The organism is Stenotrophomonas sp. Y-13, from assembly GCF_046267925.1.
GTDB lineage: Bacteria > Pseudomonadota > Gammaproteobacteria > Xanthomonadales > Xanthomonadaceae > Stenotrophomonas > Stenotrophomonas acidaminiphila_A.
In genome coordinates this window covers 142,509-162,764 of record NZ_CP176501.1, presented here as the reverse complement: position 1 = coordinate 162,764, position 20,256 = coordinate 142,509, and the positions used below count along the sequence as shown (strand labels likewise).

Sequence of the window (20,256 nt, the reverse complement as noted above, 5' to 3'; positions counted from 1 at the left end):
GTGTTTGGTGAGATGGAGGCGATACATCTCCGGTCAGCTGCATTCTTCATTGGCGCTCTTTCCTTTTACGTACTGTCTTCCGCAACGGCGACTTGAACTCTTGGCGGATTCGCCGTCGGGCTGGCGGTTACGGCCTGATTGATTGCGTTGTAATCGAAGCCATCGATCCTCGAGCAAAGAGAGAGAATTCAGCCTTGCCTTCACCGGCCGTACCGGTTTTCGCGCACGGCTCGGCAGCCAACCATTTCCTGGTTCTTACCCGCTTCGCGGGAGCAAAGCAGGCGCGACGGTTGCGGTGTGCATGGAGCGGCAAACCCCGGCTTCCTGTGCGGCCATGCCTTTACGGAGCGGGAGAAGGCGCCCGCGGTGCAGGGGGCGTTCGATACCCCGGATGATTCAAGGCTGCAGGGCCGGCGCATGACGTGCGAGGATGGGGCGCAGCAAGGCGGTGGCGGGAGCGCCGACCGATGCGGGCACAGTTATCCGGGCCGTGTGCGGATTCTGCTCCGCGAAGGTCCGCCGCATCCGGCGCATCACCACCTGGCAATCCACTGAATCTGGCGTCGCCTGGCACCGCAGCGCGGCCCAGGTGCCAGGGATATCGACAGGAGCGTGCCGCATGCCCACCAGAACCCCGCCGACCATGTTTTCCAGCCCGGTTTTCGTTGCCGCGGGCCGGGCGTTCTCGTTCGCCCGGGTTCCGCCCGAAGTGAGCAGGTCCCATCTCCGGCGCGGCAGGATGACGGCCCGCGTGTCCGTCGGCAAAAGTCATTTCGATGCGCTGATGGAGCCCGATGGCAAGCTCGGGCATTGGTTCGTTGTTCCGCCCGGCGTCATCGGCACGGAAGCGCTGGCGGCCGAGGGGAATGTGCTGTTCACCCTGGCCAGCCTAGATGAGCAGCCCGATCCGGCGCTTCCCGATTACTTCCAGACGCTCCTGGCCGGAAGTCCATCGGCACGGGCGACCTGGGCGGATACGACCACGCTGGCCAGGATCGACTGGGTTCATTGGATGGAGTCCGCCAAGCAGGAAGCGACCCGGCGCGAGCGGGCCGCCAATGCGATCGACATGCTGGAGAAGGGAAAGAAGCGCGTGTGCTGCTTTGATCCATCGGGCTTCTACAGCAAGGCGCTGGCCTGCCCTGCGGAAGAGAAGCGGTAGGCGGCCGCGCCGAGGCCGGCAGGTCGGCCCACGCGCGCGCCGCGTGCCATGGGCCGCCGCAGGCACTACGCGGAGCAGGAAAGCCATGCGGGGTGCCGGCCATCGCCCGGGCAGGCGTTTCTCGTGCTGTCTGTGCCCGGCAGCCCGATCGCATACGCGGTGCGTGCCCGTGAGCGGCCGTGCGCGGTGCCCGGTATCAGCGCAGCGCTGCTGCTCGTCGGCCTGCATCGCGTTGCCAGGCCAGGCTGTCCTTCCTCCGCCGCTGCGCGTGGCCGCCACCGTGGTGGGGTTACCATGCGCGGCCGTGGCATGGCATGCGCACCTGGGTTGCCCAGCATCCATGACGCGGCCTCACGCCGGCCGTCGCCCGCGTTCCATCCAGGCCGGTTTCCGGACGGCGACCGGCACAGGCGCCCGCAGGCCGGGCAAGACGTGCATTACAGGCAGTCCTTCATGACCAATTACTTCGACAGCCCGTTCAAGGGCAAGCTGCTCTCCGAGCAGGTGACGAACCCGAACATCAAGGTCGGGCGATACAGCTACTACTCCGGCTACTACCACGGCCATTCGTTCGACGATTGCGCGCGCTATCTCCTGCCGGACCGGGAGGATGTCGACCAGCTGGTCATCGGCAGCTTCTGCTCCATTGGCTCGGGGGCCAGCTTCATCATGGCCGGCAACCAGGGCCACCGGCACGACTGGGTGTCTTCCTTTCCGTTTTTCTACATGCAGGAAGAGCCCGCTTTCGCCAGCGCGCAGGATGCGTTCCAGCGCGCCGGCGACACGGTGCTGGGCAGCGACGTATGGGTCGGGTCCGAGGCGATGATCATGCCTGGCGTGCGGATCGGGCATGGCGCGGTGATCGGCAGCCGCGCCCTGGTCACGCGGGATGTGGAGCCGTATGCGATCGTGGGCGGCAACCCCGGCAGACCAATCAGGAAGCGCTTCTCCGATGCGCAGATCGCGTTGCTGCTGGAGATGGCGTGGTGGGATTGGCCGATCGACTGGATCGAGGCCGCCATGCCGCTGTTGTGCACGTCCGACATTGCCGGCCTGCACGCGTACTGGCGCGGGCGTGCCGTCTGAATTCCAGGCCGGTGCGGGTTGGTTGAGGCCCGGGTAACCGGACGACTGCGAACGTGCCGCGGGCTGCGCATCCGCCGCACCCCGGTGCAGGGTGATCCGGGCGGCCCCCCCGGGGTCCGGGGTCCGGGGTCCGGGGTCCGGGGTCCGGGCAGCCTGGCTCGATGTCCGGGGTGGCGCACCACCCGGTGGATGAGCGGGTGCGGCAACGCCATGCAGCACAGCCGCGGGCGCTGGGTTTTCCCGATTCGCAAGGCGTTTGCCAGCGGCCATACTCGCCCGATTGCCGCGGGCCCGCGGCGCGACACCCGTTGCACACCCGAGGATCGACATGGCCAGACCCGAGAACCGCTCGCAGCTGATGGACCGGCTGGGTGCCGTGCAGTTGAACACCGTGTGGAGCTGGTGCGCGGTCAATGATTCCGAGCGCAGGGTGTATTTCAGCATCTGGACCGACAACAGCTGCACGCACGATGGCGCGAAGGCGTACATCGTCCAGGGGCCGGAGTGGGGCATCAACGAGAACGGCAGCAAGTCGCCGGCCAGGAACGACCAGGATGCGAAGCTGGCGCTGGTGTTCGAGCAGGGCTACGAGCCGTGGTGCTACTTCATCGAGGCCAAGGACCGCACGGCGCACCCGCGCGAGATCGGCAGCACGCTGACTTCGTTCGTGCTGCTGCTCAAGCTGGACCGGCGTGCGGACGGAAGCATCGTCGGCACCCCGCTCAAGCGGGTCGAAATCCGCTAGCGCACAGCACGCCTGCATGCGGCGCGCCTTTCCGCGCCTGCTACCCAAGGAGAAACACGCAATGGCAGAAACCGCCGCAATCCTGGCATGGACCCTGGTGTCCGAATGCCCGGTTCCGAATGACGTGCATGAGCTGTTGGTCGCCGGCGAAACCGCAATCGCCGCATACAAGACCTTCCGCGACGCGGCCATCTTCACCAACAAGCGCCTGATCGTCAGGGATGCCCAGGGCTTCACCGGCAAGAAGGTGGAGATCTATTCGCTGCCGTACTCGTCCATCTACATGTGGTCGTCCGAGAACGGGCACGGCATCTTCAACTTCAACTCGGAGATCGAGCTGTGGACCAAGGCCGGCCACATCAAGGTCAACCTCAACAAGGGCATCGACGTGCGCCGGCTCGACCGGCTGATCGCCGAGGCCGTGCTCCTGGCCTGACAGCGCTGATGCGCCATGCTGGCCGGTGCCGTTGTCCACGCCACCGGCGCCGCCATCCGACCCTACGGACTGCCCGCCATGTCGCTCCTCGTCCGCCCCGATGACCTGTCCTCGCCGCAGGTCCAGGCGCTGGTCGGCGAGCACCTTGCCGGCATGCACGGCAATACCCCCGCAGGCCATGTCCATGCGCTGGCGCTTGATGACCTGCGCGCACCGGGGGTCAGCTTCTGGTCGGCGTGGCTGGACGGCCAGCTGTGTGGCTGCGGTGCGCTGAAGGCGCTGGGCGACGGTGCCGGCGAGATCAAATCCATGCGCACGCGGCCGCCGTTCCTGCGCCGCGGCGTCGGCCAGGCGGTGCTGGACGAGATCGTGCGCGCAGCGCTCGACAACGGCTACACCCGGCTGTATCTGGAGACCGGAACCGGGGCGCCGTTCGCCGCCGCGCACGCGCTGTACCTGCGCAATGGCTTTGCCTGGTGTGGGCCGTTCGGCGGGTACACGGCCACGGCGTTCAATGTCTTCATGACCAAGCGCCTGCCGGCGCGGGACAACGCCGGCTGACGCTGCGCCGGCCACGCCACGGCGGCCTTCGTTGCATCCACCGGCAATGTCGATGCGCACGGCCCGCAATCGATCAACCGGCAACCAACGCCATCCTGCGCGGGCAGGACGCGGGCGGCACGGCAGTGCGCGAGGGCCGCAGATCGTCCGCACGCACGGCTCACCTGCGGATCACCGGACCCGCGGCGCGCCGCGGCGCACCGGCAACGGCATCCACTGGCTCCACGGCGCCCCCCGTGCCGGAACGGCGTCACGCCGCCGTGCGATGCCGATATCATGCAGGTGCACCCGGCCACCACGACCCCCACAGGAGACACGCATGAGCGTATCGAAAGCGTTTTCCCTGTTCATGCGCGAGGCGCCCGCCGTCGCCGGCGCCTGGGGCCAGGTGGCGGATGCACTGGGGCGTGGCGCGCTGGACGGGAAGACCGCCGAGCTGGCCTATATCGCGGTGCTGGCCGCCACCGGCAACAATGCCGGCATCCCGTTCCACGTGCTGTCGGCAAAGGCGCACGGTGCGTCGCGCGAGGAAGTGCTCGGCGCCGTGCTTGTCGGCCTGCCCGCCGCCGGCGCGGTCGTGATCGGCGCGCTTCCGGCCGCCCTGGAGGCATACGATGGGAACGACCAACAAAGCCTGGCATGAGCACAACCGCATGCCGCGCAATCCCACGTTCCAGCAGCGCGTGGCCTGGCACGTGGCGCACGCCGCGGCCTGCGGCTGCCGCCCGATGCCACCGGCAATCGTCGAGTTCCTGAAGCAGCACGGGCCACGCGACGGCGCCTGACCCACCGCCCCGGCCCTGTGGCAGCGGCGGCGGCCACCGGCGCGGGTGCCCGTGGATTGGAACATCGCCGCCGGGTCGGTGAAAATGGGCCTTCAGCCCGCCGCCACGCCGTCGCCGGCCCCAGCCAAGAGTCCCCGCATGAATATTGAAGCCTCCTCCGCCCTCCCGCCGCGCGAAGCGATGGAATTCGACGTGGTGATCGTCGGCGCCGGCCCCGCCGGGCTGGCCACGGCCATCCGCCTGCGCCAGCTGGCGGTGGAAAAGGGCCAGGAGCTGTCGGTGTGCGTGCTGGAGAAGGGCTCCGAGCCGGGCGCGCACATCCTGTCCGGCGCGGTGATGGACCCGCGTGCGCTGAGCGAGCTGTTCCCGGACTGGAAGGACATGGGCGCGCCGCTGAAGCAGGCGGTGACCCGCGACGAGTTCCTGTTCCTGGATGCCACCGGCGCCAAGGCCACGCCCAACTGGCTGCTGCCGGAGTGCTTCCAGAACCACGGCAACTACATCGTCAGCCTGGGCGAGGTGACCCGCTGGCTGGCGCAGCAGGCCGAGGCGCTGGAAGTGGCGATCTTCCCGGGCTTCGCCGCCGCCGAGGTGCTGTACGACGACAACGGCGCGGTGATGGGCGTGGCCACCGGCGACATGGGCATCCACAAGGACGGCACCCCGGGCCCGAACTTCGAGCGCGGCATGGAGCTGCATGCGCGCTACACGATCTTCGCCGAAGGCGCGCGCGGCCACCTTGGCCGCCAGCTGATCAGCCGCTTCAAGCTCGATGCGGGCAAGGACCCGCAGAGCTATGGCATCGGCATCAAGGAGCTGTGGCAGATCGACCCGGCCAGGCACGAGCCCGGCCTGGTGGTGCATGCGGCCGGCTGGCCGCTGGACGACGACACCTACGGCGGCGCGTTCCTGTACCACGCCGACGGCGGCAAGGTCTCGATCGGCTACGTGGTCGGGCTGGACTACCGCAACCCGTGGCTGAGCCCGTTCGAGGAATTCCAGCGCTTCAAGACCCACCCGGCGATCCGCAAGCACCTGGAAGGCGGCAAGCGCATCGCCTACGGCGCGCGCGCGATCACCGCCGGCGGCATCCTGTCGCTGCCGAAGACGGTGTTCCCGGGCGGTGCGCTGGTCGGCTGCGAGGCCGGCTATCTCAACGTCAGCCGCATCAAGGGCAGCCACGCCGCGATCAAGACCGGCATGCTGGCCGCCGAGGCGGCGTTCGAGGCGCTGGCGGCCGGGCGTTCGCGCGACGAGCTGGCCGCCTACCCGGAGGCGTTCGAGAACAGCTGGCTCAAGACCGAGCTGCTGCAGTCCAAGAACTTCAAGCAGTGGTTCAAGAAGGGCCGCACCCTGGCCACGCTGATGACCGGCATCGAGCAGTGGCTGCTGCCCAAGCTGGGCGTGCGCAACGCGCCGTGGACGATCCACCGCACCAAGGCCGACCACGAATGCCTGGAGCCGGCGGCCAGGCACACGAAGATCGAGTACCCGAAGCCGGACAACGTGCTGACCTTCGACCGCCTGAGCTCGGTGTTCCTGTCCTCGACCAACCACGAGGAAGACCAGCCCAGCCACCTGACCCTGAAGGACCCGACGGTGCCGGTGCGCATCAACCTGGCCGAGTACGCCGGGCCGGAAGCGCGCTACTGCCCGGCGGGCGTGTACGAGTTCGTCGGCGAAGGCGCCGACACGCGCCTGCAGATAAACGCGCAGAACTGCGTGCACTGCAAGACCTGCGACATCAAGGACCCGACCCAGAACATCGTGTGGGTGACCCCGCAGGGCGGCGGCGGGCCCAACTACCCGGCGATGTGATGGCCCGACCGCGCGTGTTTGCCGGCAAGGGAATGGAAACCGCGCCGCTTTCCGCCGGGCAGGCCCGGCCGCTGCGGAAGCAGTGCCGGGGGAACGCCGTGCGGCGCTGCCTGTTGCTGCTCGGGATGGCGGCAGTGCTGTGCGCCTGCGGCCAGCGCGACGTGTTCAACCATGCCAGCGACGCCACCCCGCACCAGCGCGAGCTGGAGCGGGCGTTCGCCATCTGCGCCGGCTGCCACGACACCCGCGCCGACCTGGGTCACCGCGTCGGCCCCAACCTGCACGGCGTGATCGGCCGCCGGGCCGGCACCGCGCCGGGCTATGCCTATTCCGAGGCGATGCGCGACAGCGGCATCGTCTAGGACGCGCGGACCCTGGACGCGTTCCTGGCCTCGCCGCAGAAGCAGGTGCCCGGCACCCGCATGCCCAACGCGACGTCCGACCCGCAGCGCCGCAGGGCGGTGATCGAGTACCTGTCGGCACCCCCGCGCTAGCCGGGCCGGCGCGGCCACGCCGGAGGCGGACGGCCGCGGTCGCGACCGCGCTCAGCTCCCGATGTGCTCGCGCAGGAACGCTTCCAGCGCGCGGTAGAACGCGATGCTGTTGTCGTCGTTGTAGAAGCCGTGGCCCTCGCCCGCGACTGCCATCCAGCGTGGCGCGTTGCCCGCCGCGACCAGCGCGGCGCGCATGGCGTTGGCCTGCGCGATCGGCGTGCGCTCATCGCGTTCGCCATGTACCAGCAGCACCGGCGCCTTGATGCGGGCCGCCAGGTTCGCCGGCGAGTTCGCCAGCAGCTCGTCGTCGCTGCGGCCGATCACCCGCTCCAGGTAGTTGCGCCCGTAGGCGCTGTCCTTGATGTCGCCCTTCCTGTACATCATCTTCAGGTCGTAGACGCCGGCCAGGCCCACCGCGCAACGGATCCGCTCCGGCGCGCGCGCGGCCAGCATCATCGCCGAGTAGGCGCCGAAGCTCGCGCCGTACGCGCAGACTCGCTGCGGATCGGCCAGCCCGGCGGCCACCGCGTGGTCCAGCCCGTCCAGCAGGTCCTGCTGGATGCGCGTGCCCCACTGCAGGTAACCCAGGCGCTCGAACGCGCGCCCGCGTCCACCGCTGCCGCGGTAGTTGACCTGGACCACCAGGTAGCCACGGTTGGCCAGGAACTGCGCATCGGTGTCGTAGAACCAGTCGTCGCTGACCCCGTGCGGGCCGCCATGCGGCAGCACCACGACCGGATGACGGCGCCCGTCGCCGTCGCGCGGGATCGTGAGCACCGCTTCCAGTTCGACCCCGTCGCTGGCCTTGAAGCGCAGCGGGCGCCGCTCGGCCATCAGCGCCGGGTCGATCCCCTCGCGCGCGACGAGTACTTTCTCCAGCTTGTTGGTCGAGCGCTTCAACACATACCAGCTGCCGGGGTCGCGATCGCTGGCAATGTGCACCAGCACCACCTGGCCGTTGCGGCTGACATCGACGAAGCTGACGTGCTGCTGCGGCAGCAGGCCCGCCAGCGTCCGGTGCAGCTCGGCCTCCGGGCGGCCCGGGTCGAAGTAGACCAGCTGCGGGCGGCCGCCCTGCGGCGCCGCCGCGAACGGCACCGAGGGGTAGCCGGTCCACTGCGTCAGGCCGACGCTCGAAAAGCCGTCGCCGACCAGCACTTCGGCATTGCCGCCATCCAGGTCGCTCAACACCAGCTGCGATGGGCCTTCGGCCCGGCTGAGCGCGCCGTACACGTGGGTGTTGTCGGCCGAGAACGACAGCGGCGTCCACACGCTCCCGGCCTGCGGCGGCGGCAGTGGCTGCCAGCGCCTGCCGTCATCGGACCGGTACAGCAGATGGGCGTCGGCCTCGTCGCGCCCCCATGCGTAGCGCGCGACGCCGTTGCGGTCGATCACGAACTCCAGCTGCGGGACGTTGATGTCGGCGATGAGCTTGAACGTCGGTCGCTGCGTGTCGACCACGTAGAGCATGGACGAGGTCGGATCGCGCTTGAGCTGGCGCATGTAGAAGCGGCCATCGTTGCTCTCGGCCACGCCTTCGATGTAGCCGAAGCCACGATCCAGGCCGGCCGAGGCGTTCTGCTGCTCGTAGCCGTAGATGTAGCGCTGGTTCTGGCCATCGAAATCGCTGGCGATGATCTCGCCGGTGGGCAGCGGCTTCTCCAGCGAGCCGTACTTGCGGCCCTTGGCCACGACCAGGCGCCCGTCGCCCACCCACACGATCTGGAACGGGCTCTCGTAACGCGGCAGGCGCAGTACCGCCATCCGCTTCATGTCCGACAGGCGCAGCACCTGCACGGCGTGGTTGCCCTGGCCGAAGTCGGTGGAAAGCGCCAGGTAGTCGCCGCCCGGCGACAGCCGCGGCATCGAGAACGGGCTGGCCTTGGCGAACGCCTCCACCGGCAATGCCTGGGCCTGTGCCGACGGCACCGCCGCCATGCCTGCCAACGTCCCTGCCAACAGCAACACGAGCCCGCGCCATCCCCTTCCCATGACAACACTCCAGAAGCCACGTAGTGCGCGCAGCGTAGGGCATTGACCGGTTCCCGGGAAGGGCACGCCGCCGCTCAGGGCGGCGGCATGTCGCCGGTGCCGTAGGTGGCCTGGCAACGGGCGCAGAAGAACGTGCGGCGCCGCGTCCTGCCCAGGTAGAGCTTGCTGACCGGTCCACCACAGGCCGGGCAGGTGCGGCGCGTATGTACCTGCCAGTGCTTCTTGAGCACGAACGCACGCTTCCAGGCCAGGAACTCGAAGCTGTACCCGCGTGCCTGCGCGATCAGCTGGCCCAGCTTGCGGGGCGGCAGGTCGCCGACGCGGGTGGCCGGATGCACGCGGATGCGGAACAGCACCTCGTTCTTGATGATGTTGCCCACGCCCGCGAAGATCTGCTGGTCCAGCAACGCATCGCAGGCCAGCATGCCGGGCGAGGCCTTGAGCTTGCGGCGCGCCAGGGCCGGATCCCAGCAATCGCTCATCACGTCCGCGCGCCAGTCGTACACCTGGTCCAGCGGCTGCTCGATGAACATCACCGAGCAGGCGTAGAAGTTGAGCTCGCCGTTGTCGAAGCGCAACGCCACTCTCGGGGTGGCCGGCTTGCGCTGGTCGATCAGCCAGCTGCCGAACATCATCAGGTGGATGCGCAGGCTGAAGTCGTCGAATTCCAACAGGAAGTGCTTGCCCCAGCTGCGCACCGCCCGCACCTGGCGACCGTGCATGCGCGCCAGCGGCTGGCGCGAGTTGCCGCCGACCTCGCGCACGCTGCGGCCGGCGAAGCGCCCGGCCGCCTCGCGCAGCAGCACGATCGACGGCCCCTCAGGCATGGCGCCCAGCGCGTGCGCCGGCCGCGGCGCCGGGTGCGGACGCGAAGCACCCACGACGGTGGGACAGCAACAGACGGCGGAAAGTGCGTGGCGACATGGGCGCTCCCGATGCGGAGCGGCCACCGTCCCATCGCGTTCGTCATGCGCCGGTGAACCGGCGTAGGTGCGGGCGTGAAGCCGGTCCCTCCGACCGCGGCCAGCAGCGCCGGGGGCGTGGGCAACGGATGCCGGCCGCGGACCGCCGCGCGCCGCGGCGTGGGACTCAGCTGTGCTTGACCAGCCGGCGCCGGCCGGTGGCCGCCTGCGCCTTGGGGGTCAGCCGGGCCACGCCCGGGATCAGGAAGTCGGCCACGCTGCGGCCATGCTTCGTCTTCGCCGCAAGCCAGCGCGGCATGCGGCCACGACCGGTCCAGGTGTTGCGGCGGTTCTCCGGGTCGCGGTACTTCGGCTCGACCTTGCCACGCTTGCGCTTGGCGCGCCCCTTGGGTTCCGGGGGCACCATGGCGGCGTCGGTCCCGAAGATTTCCTCGATCGTATAACCGGCAGTGCGTGCCTGGGCCGCCAGCAGGCGCCTGACCTGGGCCGCGGGCGGGCGCTCGGTGAGGGTAGTGTGCCGCGCGCGGGCAGCACGGATCAGCGCGTCCAGCTCGCGGACGCTCAGCGGGGTCAGGTCGATAGGCATGGCGTTAGCGTCAGTTCGCGCCATCGCGCTGTCAAGGAATGATTCCAGCGGCATGCAGGACTCCGCCGGGTTCGCGCACGCGGTGCCCCCGGCCGGGCCAGCATCGGCCCGGGCGGCGCCTCCCCGTGAGGCGACGCCCGGCAGCGGCGCCGTGTGCGGCGCGCGCCGCGGATGCCTTGCCGCAATCCCTTCCGCCAGGCAGCGGACGCCCCCCGGATGGCCAACGCCCGGCGGCGCGCGGCGGCAGGGGCGCGATCCACTCCCCGTGACCGCTGCCGGGGGCGATCCGCGCCGGCAGTCGCGCGGCTTCAATCCAGGGTCTGCACGCCGCCGCCGTTGACGAACAGGATCTGCCCGCTGACCCAGCTGGAGATCGGCGCGGCGAAGTACAGCACCGCCCCGGCGATGTCGTCCGGCTCGCCCAGGCGCCTGATAGGCGTGTGCGAGAGCATCCGCTGCTCGATCTCCGGGGTCAGCACCGTGGCCAGCGCGGCGGTGCGCACCGCACCGGGGCCCACGGCGTTGATGCGGATGTTGTCCGGGCCGTAGTCATGGGCCAGATTGGCGGTCATGTGGTTGATCGCGGCCTTGGACGCCGCATACGCGCTGATGGCCGGGCTCTTGTTGATCGAACTCATCGAGGACATGTTGATGATCGAGCCGTAGCCGCCCTTCTTCATGTGCGGGGCGCACAGCTGGGCCAGCCGCCACGCACTGAACACATTGATCTGGAACGGCCGCTCGAACTGCTGCACGGTGATCTCGAACGGGCTCTCGCGCCCGGCGCCACCGCCGCCGGCGTTGTTGACCAGGATGTGGATGCCGCCCAGCTCGGTGGCGGTGCGCTCCACGGTGCGCACCAGGTGCTCGTCCTTGAGTACGTTGCATTCCAGCGCCAGCGCCCGGCCACCGTTGGCGGTGATCTCCGCGGCCACGGCGTCGGCATCGGCCAGCTTCAGGTCGGCGATCGCCACCGCCGCGCCGTGGGCGGCCAGCATCAACGCACTCGCGCGGCCGATGCCGTTGCCGCCGCCGGTGACGATGGCGACCTTTCCACTGAGATCGAAAAGCGGGTTCGGGTTCATGGGCGTCTCCTTCCGGGTGAGGGCACGCGCCCGGTCATGCCGGGCACGCCCCGGTCGGCCGACGCGATGCCCGGCCCGGGACGGTTGCCGGGCGTGAAGCCGCACTGTGCCGGTGGCGGAGGAAATCCGGGGTGAAAGCACCCCGACAAGTGTGGGCGGGTCCATTGCCACCCGCCCGCGCCGCGCGCGGACGGCCCCTCTGGCCCAGGGGAGTCGGCAGGGTGACGCTCCGGCAGTCCGTTGCGGCTGCCGCGGCAGTGCCCGTCGGCAGCCAACGCGGAAGTTCCCGTGGACGCCACCTAATTTATGTACTGGTCAGTTTGATATTCAGGGGCGATTCCGCTGGCTAACGGATAATTCACACCTGTCGACCGGCAAGCCGCATCCGCCGGATCGATCAAACCAAAATAAAAAAGGTAATCCGTAATGAAGACTTCCCTGATCGCTCTGGGCCTGCTGGCCGCCCTGCCGTTCGCTGCATCGGCGACCGATGGCCTGTCCTACAACTACGTGGAAGGTGGTTACGTGAACACCGATGCCAAGGGCGGCGACGCCGATGGCTGGAAGGTGAAGGGTTCGGTGGCGGTGCACCCGAACTTCCATGTCTTCGGCGACTACAGCGCCCAGGAGACCGACAAGAACAAGTTCGACGTCGACCAGTGGCGCGTCGGCGTGGGCTACAACTACGGCGTGGCACCGAACACCGACCTGCTGGCCCGCGTGGCCTACCAGCGCTTCGACCGCCAGCACCTGCCGACCTACAACGGCTACAGCGCCGAAGTCGGCGTGCGTACCGCCTTCACCCCGATGATCGAGGGCTATGCCCTGGCCGGTTACGAGGACTACAGCAAGAAGGCCGGCTACAACCCGGACGGCGAGTTCTACGGCCGCGTCGGCGCCGCTGCCAAGTTCAACGCCAACTGGGGCGTGAGCGGCGAAGTGAAGCTGGGCAAGGGCGGCGACAAGGAGTGGTTCGTCGGCCCGCGCTTCACCTGGTAAGCGCTCGCTACCTCGTTTCAAAGGCGCGCGCTCTCTCTCCCCCGCGCCTCCGGAGCCCGGTCTTCCCCGACCGGGCTCTTTCTTTTGCGCCCCCGCCAGCCGGCGCGCCAACCCGGCGAGGCCCACGGCAACGCGGCCCGCGGCCGCCGCCGGGCCAGCGGAGCGTCCGGTGCAGGGCAACAAAAAGCCCGGCATCGCCGGGCTTTTTGTCTCATCTTCGCCGATTACTACTTGAACAGCGTTTCCGGATACTCCGGCTTCTGTTCGCGTGCCAGCAGCTGCTTGAGGCCCTCGGAAGGACTCAGTTCACCGTGCAGCACCGACTGCACCGCCTTGGAAATCGGCAGGTCGATGCCGTGGCGGCCCGCCTGGCGCATGACCTCGTCGGCGGTCTGCACCGACTCGACCACCTGGCCGATCTCCTTCACCGCCTCGGCCAGGCTCTGCCCACGGCCCAGCGCCAGCCCCAGCCGCCGGTTGCGCGACAGATCGCCGGTGCTGGTCAGCACCAGGTCGCCCAGCCCGGCCAGGCCCATCAGGGTCTCGGGCTTGCCGCCGATGGCCGCGGCCAGCCGCAGCATCTCGTTCAGGCCACGGGTGATCAGGCCGGCGCGGGCATTCAGGCCCAGCTGCATGCCGTCGGCCACGCCGGTGGCCACCGCCAGCACGTTCTTCATGGCCCCGCCCAGTTCGGCGCCGACCATGTCCTCGCCGGTGTAGGCACGGAACGCCGGGCCGTGCATGGCATCGGCCACCTGCTGGGTGAACCCGGCATCGTCGCCATGGACGGTGATCGCCGTGGGCAGGCCCAGGGTCACTTCCTTGGCGAAGGACGGGCCGGTGACCACCGCCAGCGGCACGTCCGGGCCCAGCACCTCGCGCGCGACCTCGTGCAGGAAACGGCCGGAACCGGGCTCGAAGCCCTTGGTCGCCCAGGCCACGCCGGCACCGGCGGGCAGCAGCGGCGCCAGCGCGCGCACGGTTTCGCCGAAGGCGTGCGACGGCACCACCACCAGGATCCAGCGGGCACCGGCGACGCTACCGGCCAGGTCGGTGCTGGCACGCAGGGAATCAGGCAGCGGAATCCCCGGCAGGTACCGGGGATTCTCGTGACAACGGTCGATCGCCTCGACCACGTTCGCGTCGCGTCCCCACAGCACGGTCGGGTGACCATGCCGTGCCAGCAGGCTGGCCAGCGCGGTGCCCCAGGAGCCCGCGCCGAGGACGGCGATCTTTTCCGCGTCGTTGGTACTCATCCGCAGGGATGGGCGCCGGTCAGGCGTTGCCGGCCGGCTCGGAGTCGGCCAGCGACGCGCCGTCGGCCTGCTGCTGGCGCTGGCGCAGGGTTTCGGCGTACAGGCCTTCGAAGTTGATCGGCTGCAGGTAGAACGGCGGGAAGCCGCCGGCCTGGATCAGGTCCGACACCATCGAGCGCACGTACGGGAACAGGATGTTCGGGCACTGGGTGCCGAGCAGCACGTCGATCGCCTGCGGCTCCAGGCCGATCAGGCCGAACACGCCGGCCTGCTCCACTTCGGCCACGTAGGCGGTCTTGTCGCCGGCCTTGCAGGTCAGGGTCACGCCCAGCACCACCTCGAAGGCGTTCTCGGACAGGCGCTGCACCTTCTGGTTCAGGTTCAGCTGCAGGTCCGGCTGCACGTTCTCGTTGAAGATGGTCGGCGAATTCGGGGATTCGAAGGAAACGTCCTTGACGTAGATCTTCTCGACGGTGAACGCCGGGCCGTTGTTGGCTTCGGCGGCGACGGCGTTGTTGTGCTCTTCGGACATTTCTCTAGGACTCCAGAACGGTTCGTTCGTTGAATGGGATTGTTACCAGACCTGCGATGGGGGCGCTGCGGCCCCCACACAAGGGCTTAACCTCAAATGAAGGCTCAGCCGCGGCCCTTGACCAGCGGCAGGTCCGCCGCCTGCCAGGCCGGCAGGCCGCCGTCGAGCACGAATACCTGCTCGAACCCGGCCTTCTTCAGCACCTTGGCGGCATTGGACGAGGCGTTGCCGGTGCGGCACACCAGCACCACCGGCGACTGCCTGGCCGCGGCCAGCAGCTTGTGCGCGGGGGTCAGCTGGGCCGGCTGCACGTTGCGGCTGCCGGTGATGTGGCCCTTCTCGAAGTCGCTGCCCGCCGACAGATCAATGACCACCGCGTTGCCGGCGTTGATCAGGCGGGTCAGTTCGGCCGGCTTGATCGATTTGAAGCCGCGGAACAGCCGTGCGATCTCGGTGACGATGATGGCGATGGTCAGGCCGGCGAAGGCCAGCGACAGCATCGGGTTTCGGCCAGCGAAGGCCAGCAGCTCTTCGTAATTCACTCGGGTCACGGGTAGACAAGCGGGCGGCGATTGTCGCACAAGCCGGCCGCCGGACGGCCAGCCCCTATTGGCCCTGCCACAGGTCCGGCAGCCCCTGGACCTGCCACCAGCGCTTGGCTTCCGGGTCCCAGCGCCAGCGCTCGGTGACCATCAGCGTGCGTTCGGCCAGGGTGTTGCGGTTGATCACGCCCATCTCCACCCGGCGCTCGATGGCGCCGTCCGCGGCCACGCTGGTGGAGCGCTCCCGGTAATTGGAGACCTGCACCTGGCGGTAACGCTCGCGCTGCAGGTCGGTCAGCGGGTGCGCCTGCCAGTAGGCCGGGTCGATGAACCGCTCGGCGCCTTCGAAATCGCTCCAGCGCACCGCCGCGACATAGGCTTCCTGGGTCTGGGTGAGCTTGTTGCGCTGGCTGCGGCCGGGGCCGGCGGCCTGGGCGGTCACGGCCATGCCCAGCAGCGCGGCGATGGCGGTCAGGATCAGTCGTCGTTGCATGGCACCTCCCCGGGACCGGACCATCCTACCCTTTGGCCAGGGCCACGAAGCGCCCCTCCAGCGCGGCCGCGCCGTCCTCGACCTGCGCGCAGACCGTGATGCGCGCCCGGCCGCGCTTGCCGAACAGGGCCAGGAAGCCGTCCCAGTCCTGGTCCGGGGCCGCGCATGCACTGGCGTCCAGGTCGGCGTACACCGGCGCGCGGTAGCGGATGCTGCTGTCGGCCACGTACACCTCGGCGTCGTGGCCGGCCTGCGACAGGCGCAGGCTCACCAGCGCCCAGCCGGCCAGGGTCATCACCGAGGCCAGGCTGCCGCCGAAGGCGTTGCCCTTGTCGTTGACGTTGGCGGCCAGTGGCGCGCGCAGGCGCAGGGTGCCATCGGCATAGCCGGCGATGCGGATGCCCATGGCCGCGACCGGCGGCATTGCATCGAGGGTGGCCTGCAGGCGGAGCAGCAGGGCGTCGCGGTCGGGGGTATCGGGCATGGGGCGTGCGGGAACGGGAAACGGAAAGCGCCCGCATAATGCATGGAATGAACAGCCGCGCCTATGTGCCGGCCGACACGGCCTGGTACCTGATCTCCCTGCGTCCTTCCGGGCAGCACGATGGGCTGCGCCGCGCCGCCGCGCGCCACGGCGCACGCACCGTGGCGGTATCGCCGTGGCGGCTGCAGCCGCGCCGCGACGCCAGCACCCGCGACCAGCTGCGGCAGGCGCAGGCCTGCGACCTACTGGTGTTCACCAGCCCGGCCGCGGCCGCAGCCGCGGCGCGGTTGCTGCCGCTGGGGCAATTGAAGGCCGGCAGCCTGGTCGCGGTCGGCCAGGGCACCGCCCGCGCGCTGCGCCGCCATGGCGCCGGCGTCGTGGCGGCGCCCACGCGCATGGACAGCGAAGGCCTGCTGGCGCTGCCGGCCATGGCCGACCTGCATGGCAAGCGGGTGGCGCTGGTCACCGCCCCCGGCGGCCGCGGCATGATCGCCGCGCAGGTGCAGGCACGCGGCGCACAGCTGCTGCGCGTGGATGTGTACGAACGCGTACCGCTGCAGGTCCCGGCCGCGCAGTGGGCGCGCCTGCAGGCGCTCGATGCCCCCGCGGTGCTGGTGGTCAGCAGCGGTGAGGCGCTGGAACGGGTGCTGCCGCAGGTGCCGCCGGGCTTGCGCCGCCGCTGGCAGCAACAGCCGCTGGTCGCCGCCAGCGCGCGGCTGGCGGCGCTGGCGACGACGCTCGGTTTCGCCCATGCAGGCGTGGCCGCGGGCCCGCTGCCGGGCCAGCTCGCCGCCGCCGCGCGCGACGCCCTGTTCCCGCCCGGCGCGCCCTGAACGCCTGCGCGGCTTGCAGCCGCGCTGCATCGCGGGTGATGCTTGAAGCGCACCGCCGCTGCCCACTGGGCGGCCTGCCAAGGATGCCGTACCCCCATGAACGACGATTCCTCACCTTCTTCGCGGCGCCGGCTGGCGCGCTGGATCATCGCCCTCCTGCTGTTGCTCGCGCTGGCCGCGGCCGCCGGGTTCGGCTGGCGCAGCTGGCAGGCCGGCCAGCGCGCGGCCGCGCACGCACGGGCCGCCGCCAGCCAGCAGGTGGAGGCGCTGCAGCAGATGGTGGACGCACTGCGCCGCGACCAGCGCGCCAATGCGCGCGGCCTGCAGGACGTGGCCGCCACCAACCGCGTCCTGCGTGACGAAGTGCTCGGCCTGGGCCAGCGCAACGCGCTGCTGGAAGAGAACGTGGCACGCCTGGCCGACCATTCGCACCAGGGCGCGCAGGCCGCGCGCCGCGAGGACGCCGAACTGCTGCTCAGCCAGGCGCAGCAGCGGCTGGTGTACGCCGGCGACCTGGACGGCGCCCGCCGCCTGTATGCGCTGGCCGCCGGCGTGCTGGAAAGCATGGACAGCCCGGGCTACCTGAACCTGCGCCAGGCATTGGTGCAGGAACGCGCTGCGGTCGATGCGCTCGGCCCCGGCGTGCGGGTGCGCGCCGCCCGCCAGCTCGCGCAGTGGACCACGGCCCTGGACGCGCTGCCGGAGCAGAACGCGGAGGTGGCCGACGCCGAACCCGCATGGTGGCAGCAGATGCTCTCGCCGCTGGTGCAGATCCGCCCGGCCGACCCGCAGGTACTGATGGCACGCTCCGAGCGTGTGGCCGCCACCGACGCACTGCAGATCGAACTGAGCCTGGCGCGCGCGGCGCTGGAGCGCGGCGACACCCAGGGCTGGCAGCTGGCGCTGCAGCGGGTTGACGGCTGGCTGCTGCGGCTGTGGCCGGATTCACCGCAACGGCGCAGCCAGCGCCACGCACTGGCCGAACTGCGCGGCATCGACCTGCGCATCGCGCTGCCCGAACTGGGCAGCACCCTGCAACAACTGCGCGCCATGCGCGAGGGGAAGGTGGCGCCATGAATGCATTCCGTTCGTTGTTGGTCCTGCTGCTGGTGGCCGCCATCGGCATCCTCGGCGCGCAATGGCTGGGGCAGGAATCGGTACGCGGGATCGGCGAAGTGATCGTGCGCGCCGGCGGCAACGATTACATCGCCACGCTGCCGCAGGCGCTGCTGGCGCTGCTGATCGCCGGCCTGCTGCTGTGGCTGCTGTGGACGCTGCTCAGTGCGCCGTTCCGCAGCTGGGCGCGCTACCGCCGCCGGCAGGGACGCGCACGCCTGATCGACGGCCTGCAGGCGCTGGACGGCGGCCAGTGGCAGCGCGCCGAGAAGCTGCTGGCCAGCGCCGCCAGCGAGAAGGAAGTGCGCGCGGTCGCGCTGGCGGCGGCGATGCGCGCGGCCGAGGCGCGCGGCGACAGCGCCAGCGCCGGCCAGTACCTGCAGCAGTTGGGCATGCAGGACGCCACCCTGCACGCGTTGCACAGCGCCGAGCGTTGGCTGCAGCGCGACAACCCGCAGCAGGCCATCGAAGCGCTGGACCTGGCGGCGATCCAGCCGCTGCCGCCGCGCGGGCTGTGGCTGCGCACCGATGCGCTGGCGCGCGCCGGCCGTGCCGAGGAGGCCTACGGCCAGCTTGGCGCGCTGCGCCAGCAGCAGGCGCTGCCCGCCGACGCGCTGGCCGCGCTGGAAACCCGCCTGGCCCTGCAGATGCTCGACGAAGCCGACAACGTCAACGCACTGGCCGCCCGCTGGGAAGTGCTGCCCAAGGCGCTGCGCGCCACCCCCGAGGCGGTGGCGCGCTACGCCCGGCGTGCGGTGGCGCTGAACTGGAACGACACCGCCCTGCACAGCATCGAACAGGCCCTGGACAACCACTGGGACGACGGCCTGATCCTGCTCTACGGCGAACTGCCGGTGGACAAGCTCGACTCGCGCCGCGCCAGTGCGCAGCGCTGGCTGCAGTCGCATGCGGCCAGCCCGGCGCTGCTGCTGACCCTGGGGCGGCTGGCGCGCGGCCAGGGGCAATGGACCCAGGCCGAGGAGTTCCTGCACCGCGCCATCGCCCAGGGCGCCGGCGCCGACGCCTGGGAGGAACTGGGCGAAGGCTTCGCCGCCGCCGGCGATGACGTGCTGGCGCGGCAGTGCCTGCTCAATGCGGTGCACCACCGCCACGGCCGCGCGGCGCAGCCGCTGCAGCGGCGCGACCTGCGCCAGCGGATCCAGGACCAGGCCGTGGCCGAGGCCCGCGACGCGCATGGCTTCCCGCGGCTGCCGGACTGACACGGGTAGAATCCGCCGCCCGCCCCGCGCCGCCCGCTTGCAATGAACATTCCTGCCGATATCCACGCCCGCGTCGTGGAACTGACCGACCGCATCATCGACGCCGGCCAGTCCGGCGCGACCGACGCCGCCGAACTCGCCTACGCCGAACTGCGCGGTTACTGCGAATCGCTGGCCGCCGCCGGCCGCGACCATCCGTTCCTGTGGGAAACCCTGGGCGATTTCACCGGCGATGACCGCCTGGCCATCGCCCTGTACCTGCGCGCGCTGCCACTGGCCACCGCCGCCGGGGCCGCCGGCTACGCCGCCTCGATCTGCCTGGCGCTGGCCGAACGCCATTCCAACCTGGACCAAGCGGATGCGGCGCGCGACCACGCGCTCCAGGCCGACGCCTTCGCCCGCACCACCGACGACCTGCCGCTGCGGCGGCAGATCAGCCAGTTCCTGCTCGACCACTCGCCGGCGGCGGACACGCCCTGAGCGGCCGCGACGGGTGCGTTCAGTCGCGCCGGTACGGGTAGCGCGGCAGCCGTGCCAGCAGCCGCGGCGAGACGCCGCCATAGACCGCCAGCTCGCGGGTGATCCGCCGCGGCTTGAGGAGGCGCATTCCGATCAGGCCCCAGAACAGCATCACGAAGAACGCCAGGCTGCCCAGCAGCACCGTGGTGGCGGTTTCCAGCACGAAGCCGGCGATCAGCGGCAGCGGCGACAGCCAGGCCATCAGCATGAAATGCCGGCGCTGGCGCTGGTGCGCGGCGCACAGCCCGACCTGGTGCTGGCCCTGCCTGCGCACGATCAACGCGACGATCAGGTAAATGATCATCTGCAGCAGGATCAGCAGGTACAGCCAGGGCGAATGCCAGTAGAAGCTGCGCTTGCGGTAATCCACGGCCGGCTCGCCGCATTTGACGCAGTAGCGTGGCAGGTCGGCCTGCGGCCGCGCCAGCAGGTCGGGTCCGTCACGCCAGCAGTTTTCCGTGCCGCCGCTGCGCCCCAGTGCTGGCGGCAGCACCGCGCTTTGCGGTGCCGCGTACGGATTGAACGCGTTCGTTTCAGGCATATCCCCTCTCTCCATGATGGATCAGGGCGCAGGCACGCCCCGCCCGAG

General features: G+C 70.1%; 24 protein-coding genes. 14 read left to right on the top strand and 10 right to left on the bottom strand.

Annotated features, from left to right (window positions below; genetic code table 11):
* The first annotated feature begins 619 nt into the window (after positions 1–619).
* From ACJ7VY_RS00690 to ACJ7VY_RS00650, 9 genes are all read left to right on the top strand, one after another.
* Positions 620–1,162, top strand: a complete 543-nt coding sequence (locus ACJ7VY_RS00690; protein ID WP_312348563.1) for a YdeI/OmpD-associated family protein — start codon at positions 620–622, stop codon at positions 1,160–1,162.
* Between the two features lie 453 nt (positions 1,163–1,615).
* Positions 1,616–2,248, top strand: coding sequence for a type B chloramphenicol O-acetyltransferase (gene catB / locus ACJ7VY_RS00685; RefSeq protein WP_240213204.1), 633 nt, complete (start codon positions 1,616–1,618; stop codon positions 2,246–2,248).
* Between the two features lie 328 nt (positions 2,249–2,576).
* Positions 2,577–2,993, top strand: a complete 417-nt coding sequence (locus ACJ7VY_RS00680; protein WP_104937708.1) for a hypothetical protein — start codon at positions 2,577–2,579, stop codon at positions 2,991–2,993.
* A gap of 61 nt (positions 2,994–3,054) precedes the next feature.
* The gene (locus tag ACJ7VY_RS00675) at positions 3,055–3,429 is read left to right on the top strand and encodes a PH domain-containing protein (protein ID WP_054662284.1); all 375 of its coding nucleotides are present in this window, start codon (positions 3,055–3,057) and stop codon (positions 3,427–3,429) included.
* 78 nt (positions 3,430–3,507) lie between these two features.
* Positions 3,508–3,990, top strand: coding sequence for a GNAT family N-acetyltransferase (locus ACJ7VY_RS00670; protein ID WP_409476146.1), 483 nt, complete (start codon positions 3,508–3,510; stop codon positions 3,988–3,990).
* 319 nt (positions 3,991–4,309) lie between these two features.
* Positions 4,310–4,633 (top strand): carboxymuconolactone decarboxylase family protein, encoded by a 324-nt coding sequence (locus tag ACJ7VY_RS00665; RefSeq protein WP_312348570.1) that lies wholly within the window; start codon positions 4,310–4,312, stop codon positions 4,631–4,633.
* Positions 4,605–4,775 carry a hypothetical protein gene (locus tag ACJ7VY_RS00660; RefSeq protein WP_293761170.1) on the top strand — a complete coding sequence of 57 codons (171 nt, stop codon included), beginning with the start codon at positions 4,605–4,607 and terminating at the stop codon, positions 4,773–4,775. Before ACJ7VY_RS00665 ends, ACJ7VY_RS00660 begins: the two co-directional genes overlap by 29 nt.
* A gap of 138 nt (positions 4,776–4,913) precedes the next feature.
* A complete protein-coding gene (locus ACJ7VY_RS00655; RefSeq protein ID WP_312348574.1) occupies positions 4,914–6,593 on the top strand; it encodes an electron transfer flavoprotein-ubiquinone oxidoreductase in 1,680 nt (559 codons plus the stop codon).
* 98 nt (positions 6,594–6,691) lie between these two features.
* Complete coding sequence (locus tag ACJ7VY_RS00650; RefSeq protein WP_409476145.1) at positions 6,692–6,955, top strand: c-type cytochrome; 264 nt, start codon at positions 6,692–6,694, stop codon at positions 6,953–6,955.
* Positions 6,956–7,138: 183 nt separating this feature from the next.
* Here the strand turns inward: ACJ7VY_RS00650 and ACJ7VY_RS00645 are convergent, their stop codons facing one another.
* The 4 genes from ACJ7VY_RS00645 to ACJ7VY_RS00630 form a co-directional block, all read right to left on the bottom strand.
* Positions 7,139–9,025 (bottom strand): alpha/beta hydrolase family protein, encoded by a 1,887-nt coding sequence (locus tag ACJ7VY_RS00645; RefSeq protein WP_409476144.1) that lies wholly within the window; start codon positions 9,023–9,025, stop codon positions 7,139–7,141.
* Positions 9,026–9,153: 128 nt separating this feature from the next.
* Positions 9,154–9,906: a DNA-formamidopyrimidine glycosylase family protein gene (locus ACJ7VY_RS00640; protein ID WP_409476143.1), complete on the bottom strand. Its 753-nt coding sequence runs from the start codon at positions 9,904–9,906 to the stop codon at positions 9,154–9,156.
* Between the two features lie 262 nt (positions 9,907–10,168).
* Positions 10,169–10,588 carry an H-NS family nucleoid-associated regulatory protein gene (locus ACJ7VY_RS00635; protein WP_409476142.1) on the bottom strand — a complete coding sequence of 140 codons (420 nt, stop codon included), beginning with the start codon at positions 10,586–10,588 and terminating at the stop codon, positions 10,169–10,171.
* Positions 10,589–10,896: 308 nt separating this feature from the next.
* Positions 10,897–11,673: a glucose 1-dehydrogenase gene (locus tag ACJ7VY_RS00630; protein ID WP_293761155.1), complete on the bottom strand. Its 777-nt coding sequence runs from the start codon at positions 11,671–11,673 to the stop codon at positions 10,897–10,899.
* A gap of 426 nt (positions 11,674–12,099) precedes the next feature.
* Between ACJ7VY_RS00630 and ACJ7VY_RS00625 the strand changes: the two genes are divergently transcribed.
* Positions 12,100–12,672, top strand: a complete 573-nt coding sequence (locus tag ACJ7VY_RS00625; RefSeq protein ID WP_161614883.1) for an Ax21 family protein — start codon at positions 12,100–12,102, stop codon at positions 12,670–12,672.
* A 227-nt stretch (positions 12,673–12,899) separates the two neighbouring features.
* On the opposite strand, the gene ACJ7VY_RS00620 is transcribed toward ACJ7VY_RS00625, so the two are convergent.
* The 5 genes from ACJ7VY_RS00620 to ACJ7VY_RS00600 all read right to left on the bottom strand — a co-directional run bounded on the left by ACJ7VY_RS00620 (position 12,900) and on the right by ACJ7VY_RS00600 (position 15,979).
* Positions 12,900–13,928, bottom strand: a complete 1,029-nt coding sequence (locus ACJ7VY_RS00620) for an NAD(P)H-dependent glycerol-3-phosphate dehydrogenase (protein ID WP_409476141.1) — start codon at positions 13,926–13,928, stop codon at positions 12,900–12,902.
* Between the two features lie 19 nt (positions 13,929–13,947).
* On the bottom strand, positions 13,948–14,460 hold the full coding sequence (gene secB / locus ACJ7VY_RS00615) for a protein-export chaperone SecB (RefSeq protein WP_104937701.1): 513 nt from the start codon (positions 14,458–14,460) through the stop codon (positions 13,948–13,950).
* A gap of 104 nt (positions 14,461–14,564) precedes the next feature.
* Entirely contained in the window at positions 14,565–15,002 is a 438-nt protein-coding gene (locus ACJ7VY_RS00610) for a rhodanese-like domain-containing protein (protein WP_104937700.1), read from the bottom strand.
* Positions 15,003–15,066: 64 nt separating this feature from the next.
* Positions 15,067–15,495 (bottom strand): hypothetical protein, encoded by a 429-nt coding sequence (locus ACJ7VY_RS00605; protein WP_104937699.1) that lies wholly within the window; start codon positions 15,493–15,495, stop codon positions 15,067–15,069.
* A 25-nt stretch (positions 15,496–15,520) separates the two neighbouring features.
* Entirely contained in the window at positions 15,521–15,979 is a 459-nt protein-coding gene (locus ACJ7VY_RS00600) for a YiiD C-terminal domain-containing protein (RefSeq protein WP_240213163.1), read from the bottom strand.
* A gap of 47 nt (positions 15,980–16,026) precedes the next feature.
* On the opposite strand from ACJ7VY_RS00600, the gene ACJ7VY_RS00595 reads away from it, so the two are divergent.
* From ACJ7VY_RS00595 to ACJ7VY_RS00580, 4 genes are all read left to right on the top strand, one after another.
* Complete coding sequence (locus ACJ7VY_RS00595; protein ID WP_409476140.1) at positions 16,027–16,812, top strand: uroporphyrinogen-III synthase; 786 nt, start codon at positions 16,027–16,029, stop codon at positions 16,810–16,812.
* A 96-nt stretch (positions 16,813–16,908) separates the two neighbouring features.
* A complete protein-coding gene (locus ACJ7VY_RS00590; protein WP_409476139.1) occupies positions 16,909–17,889 on the top strand; it encodes a uroporphyrinogen-III C-methyltransferase in 981 nt (326 codons plus the stop codon).
* The gene (locus tag ACJ7VY_RS00585; RefSeq protein WP_409476138.1) at positions 17,886–19,148 is read left to right on the top strand and encodes a heme biosynthesis protein HemY; all 1,263 of its coding nucleotides are present in this window, start codon (positions 17,886–17,888) and stop codon (positions 19,146–19,148) included. Before ACJ7VY_RS00590 ends, ACJ7VY_RS00585 begins: the two co-directional genes overlap by 4 nt.
* A 42-nt stretch (positions 19,149–19,190) precedes the next feature.
* Positions 19,191–19,628 carry a hypothetical protein gene (locus ACJ7VY_RS00580; protein ID WP_293761141.1) on the top strand — a complete coding sequence of 146 codons (438 nt, stop codon included), beginning with the start codon at positions 19,191–19,193 and terminating at the stop codon, positions 19,626–19,628.
* Positions 19,629–19,647: 19 nt separating this feature from the next.
* Here ACJ7VY_RS00580 and ACJ7VY_RS00575 read toward each other — a convergent pair whose 3' ends face one another.
* Entirely contained in the window at positions 19,648–20,208 is a 561-nt protein-coding gene (locus tag ACJ7VY_RS00575; protein ID WP_409476137.1) for a hypothetical protein, read from the bottom strand.
* Positions 20,209–20,256: the final 48 nt, after the last annotated feature.

Coding starts and splice junctions, on each gene's coding strand:
- ACJ7VY_RS00590 (WP_409476139.1), top strand. CDS start 16,909: ATGAACGACGATTCCTCACCTTCTTCGCGGCGCCGGCTGGCGCGCTGG.
- ACJ7VY_RS00645 (WP_409476144.1), bottom strand. CDS start 9,025: ATGGCGGCGGTGCCGTCGGCACAGGCCCAGGCATTGCCGGTGGAGGCG.
- ACJ7VY_RS00635 (WP_409476142.1), bottom strand. CDS start 10,588: ATGCCTATCGACCTGACCCCGCTGAGCGTCCGCGAGCTGGACGCGCTG.
- ACJ7VY_RS00620 (WP_409476141.1), bottom strand. CDS start 13,928: ATGAGTACCAACGACGCGGAAAAGATCGCCGTCCTCGGCGCGGGCTCC.
- ACJ7VY_RS00625 (WP_161614883.1), top strand. CDS start 12,100: ATGAAGACTTCCCTGATCGCTCTGGGCCTGCTGGCCGCCCTGCCGTTC.
- ACJ7VY_RS00675 (WP_054662284.1), top strand. CDS start 3,055: ATGGCAGAAACCGCCGCAATCCTGGCATGGACCCTGGTGTCCGAATGC.
- ACJ7VY_RS00690 (WP_312348563.1), top strand. CDS start 620: ATGCCCACCAGAACCCCGCCGACCATGTTTTCCAGCCCGGTTTTCGTT.
- ACJ7VY_RS00630 (WP_293761155.1), bottom strand. CDS start 11,673: ATGAACCCGAACCCGCTTTTCGATCTCAGTGGAAAGGTCGCCATCGTC.
- ACJ7VY_RS00605 (WP_104937699.1), bottom strand. CDS start 15,495: ATGCAACGACGACTGATCCTGACCGCCATCGCCGCGCTGCTGGGCATG.
- ACJ7VY_RS00655 (WP_312348574.1), top strand. CDS start 4,914: ATGAATATTGAAGCCTCCTCCGCCCTCCCGCCGCGCGAAGCGATGGAA.
- ACJ7VY_RS00585 (WP_409476138.1), top strand. CDS start 17,886: ATGAATGCATTCCGTTCGTTGTTGGTCCTGCTGCTGGTGGCCGCCATC.
- ACJ7VY_RS00600 (WP_240213163.1), bottom strand. CDS start 15,979: ATGCCCGATACCCCCGACCGCGACGCCCTGCTGCTCCGCCTGCAGGCC.
- ACJ7VY_RS00665 (WP_312348570.1), top strand. CDS start 4,310: ATGAGCGTATCGAAAGCGTTTTCCCTGTTCATGCGCGAGGCGCCCGCC.
- ACJ7VY_RS00580 (WP_293761141.1), top strand. CDS start 19,191: ATGAACATTCCTGCCGATATCCACGCCCGCGTCGTGGAACTGACCGAC.
- catB (WP_240213204.1), top strand. CDS start 1,616: ATGACCAATTACTTCGACAGCCCGTTCAAGGGCAAGCTGCTCTCCGAG.
- ACJ7VY_RS00680 (WP_104937708.1), top strand. CDS start 2,577: ATGGCCAGACCCGAGAACCGCTCGCAGCTGATGGACCGGCTGGGTGCC.
- ACJ7VY_RS00670 (WP_409476146.1), top strand. CDS start 3,508: ATGTCGCTCCTCGTCCGCCCCGATGACCTGTCCTCGCCGCAGGTCCAG.
- ACJ7VY_RS00595 (WP_409476140.1), top strand. CDS start 16,027: ATGAACAGCCGCGCCTATGTGCCGGCCGACACGGCCTGGTACCTGATC.
- secB (WP_104937701.1), bottom strand. CDS start 14,460: ATGTCCGAAGAGCACAACAACGCCGTCGCCGCCGAAGCCAACAACGGC.
- ACJ7VY_RS00640 (WP_409476143.1), bottom strand. CDS start 9,906: ATGCCTGAGGGGCCGTCGATCGTGCTGCTGCGCGAGGCGGCCGGGCGC.
- ACJ7VY_RS00575 (WP_409476137.1), bottom strand. CDS start 20,208: ATGCCTGAAACGAACGCGTTCAATCCGTACGCGGCACCGCAAAGCGCG.
- ACJ7VY_RS00660 (WP_293761170.1), top strand. CDS start 4,605: ATGGGAACGACCAACAAAGCCTGGCATGAGCACAACCGCATGCCGCGC.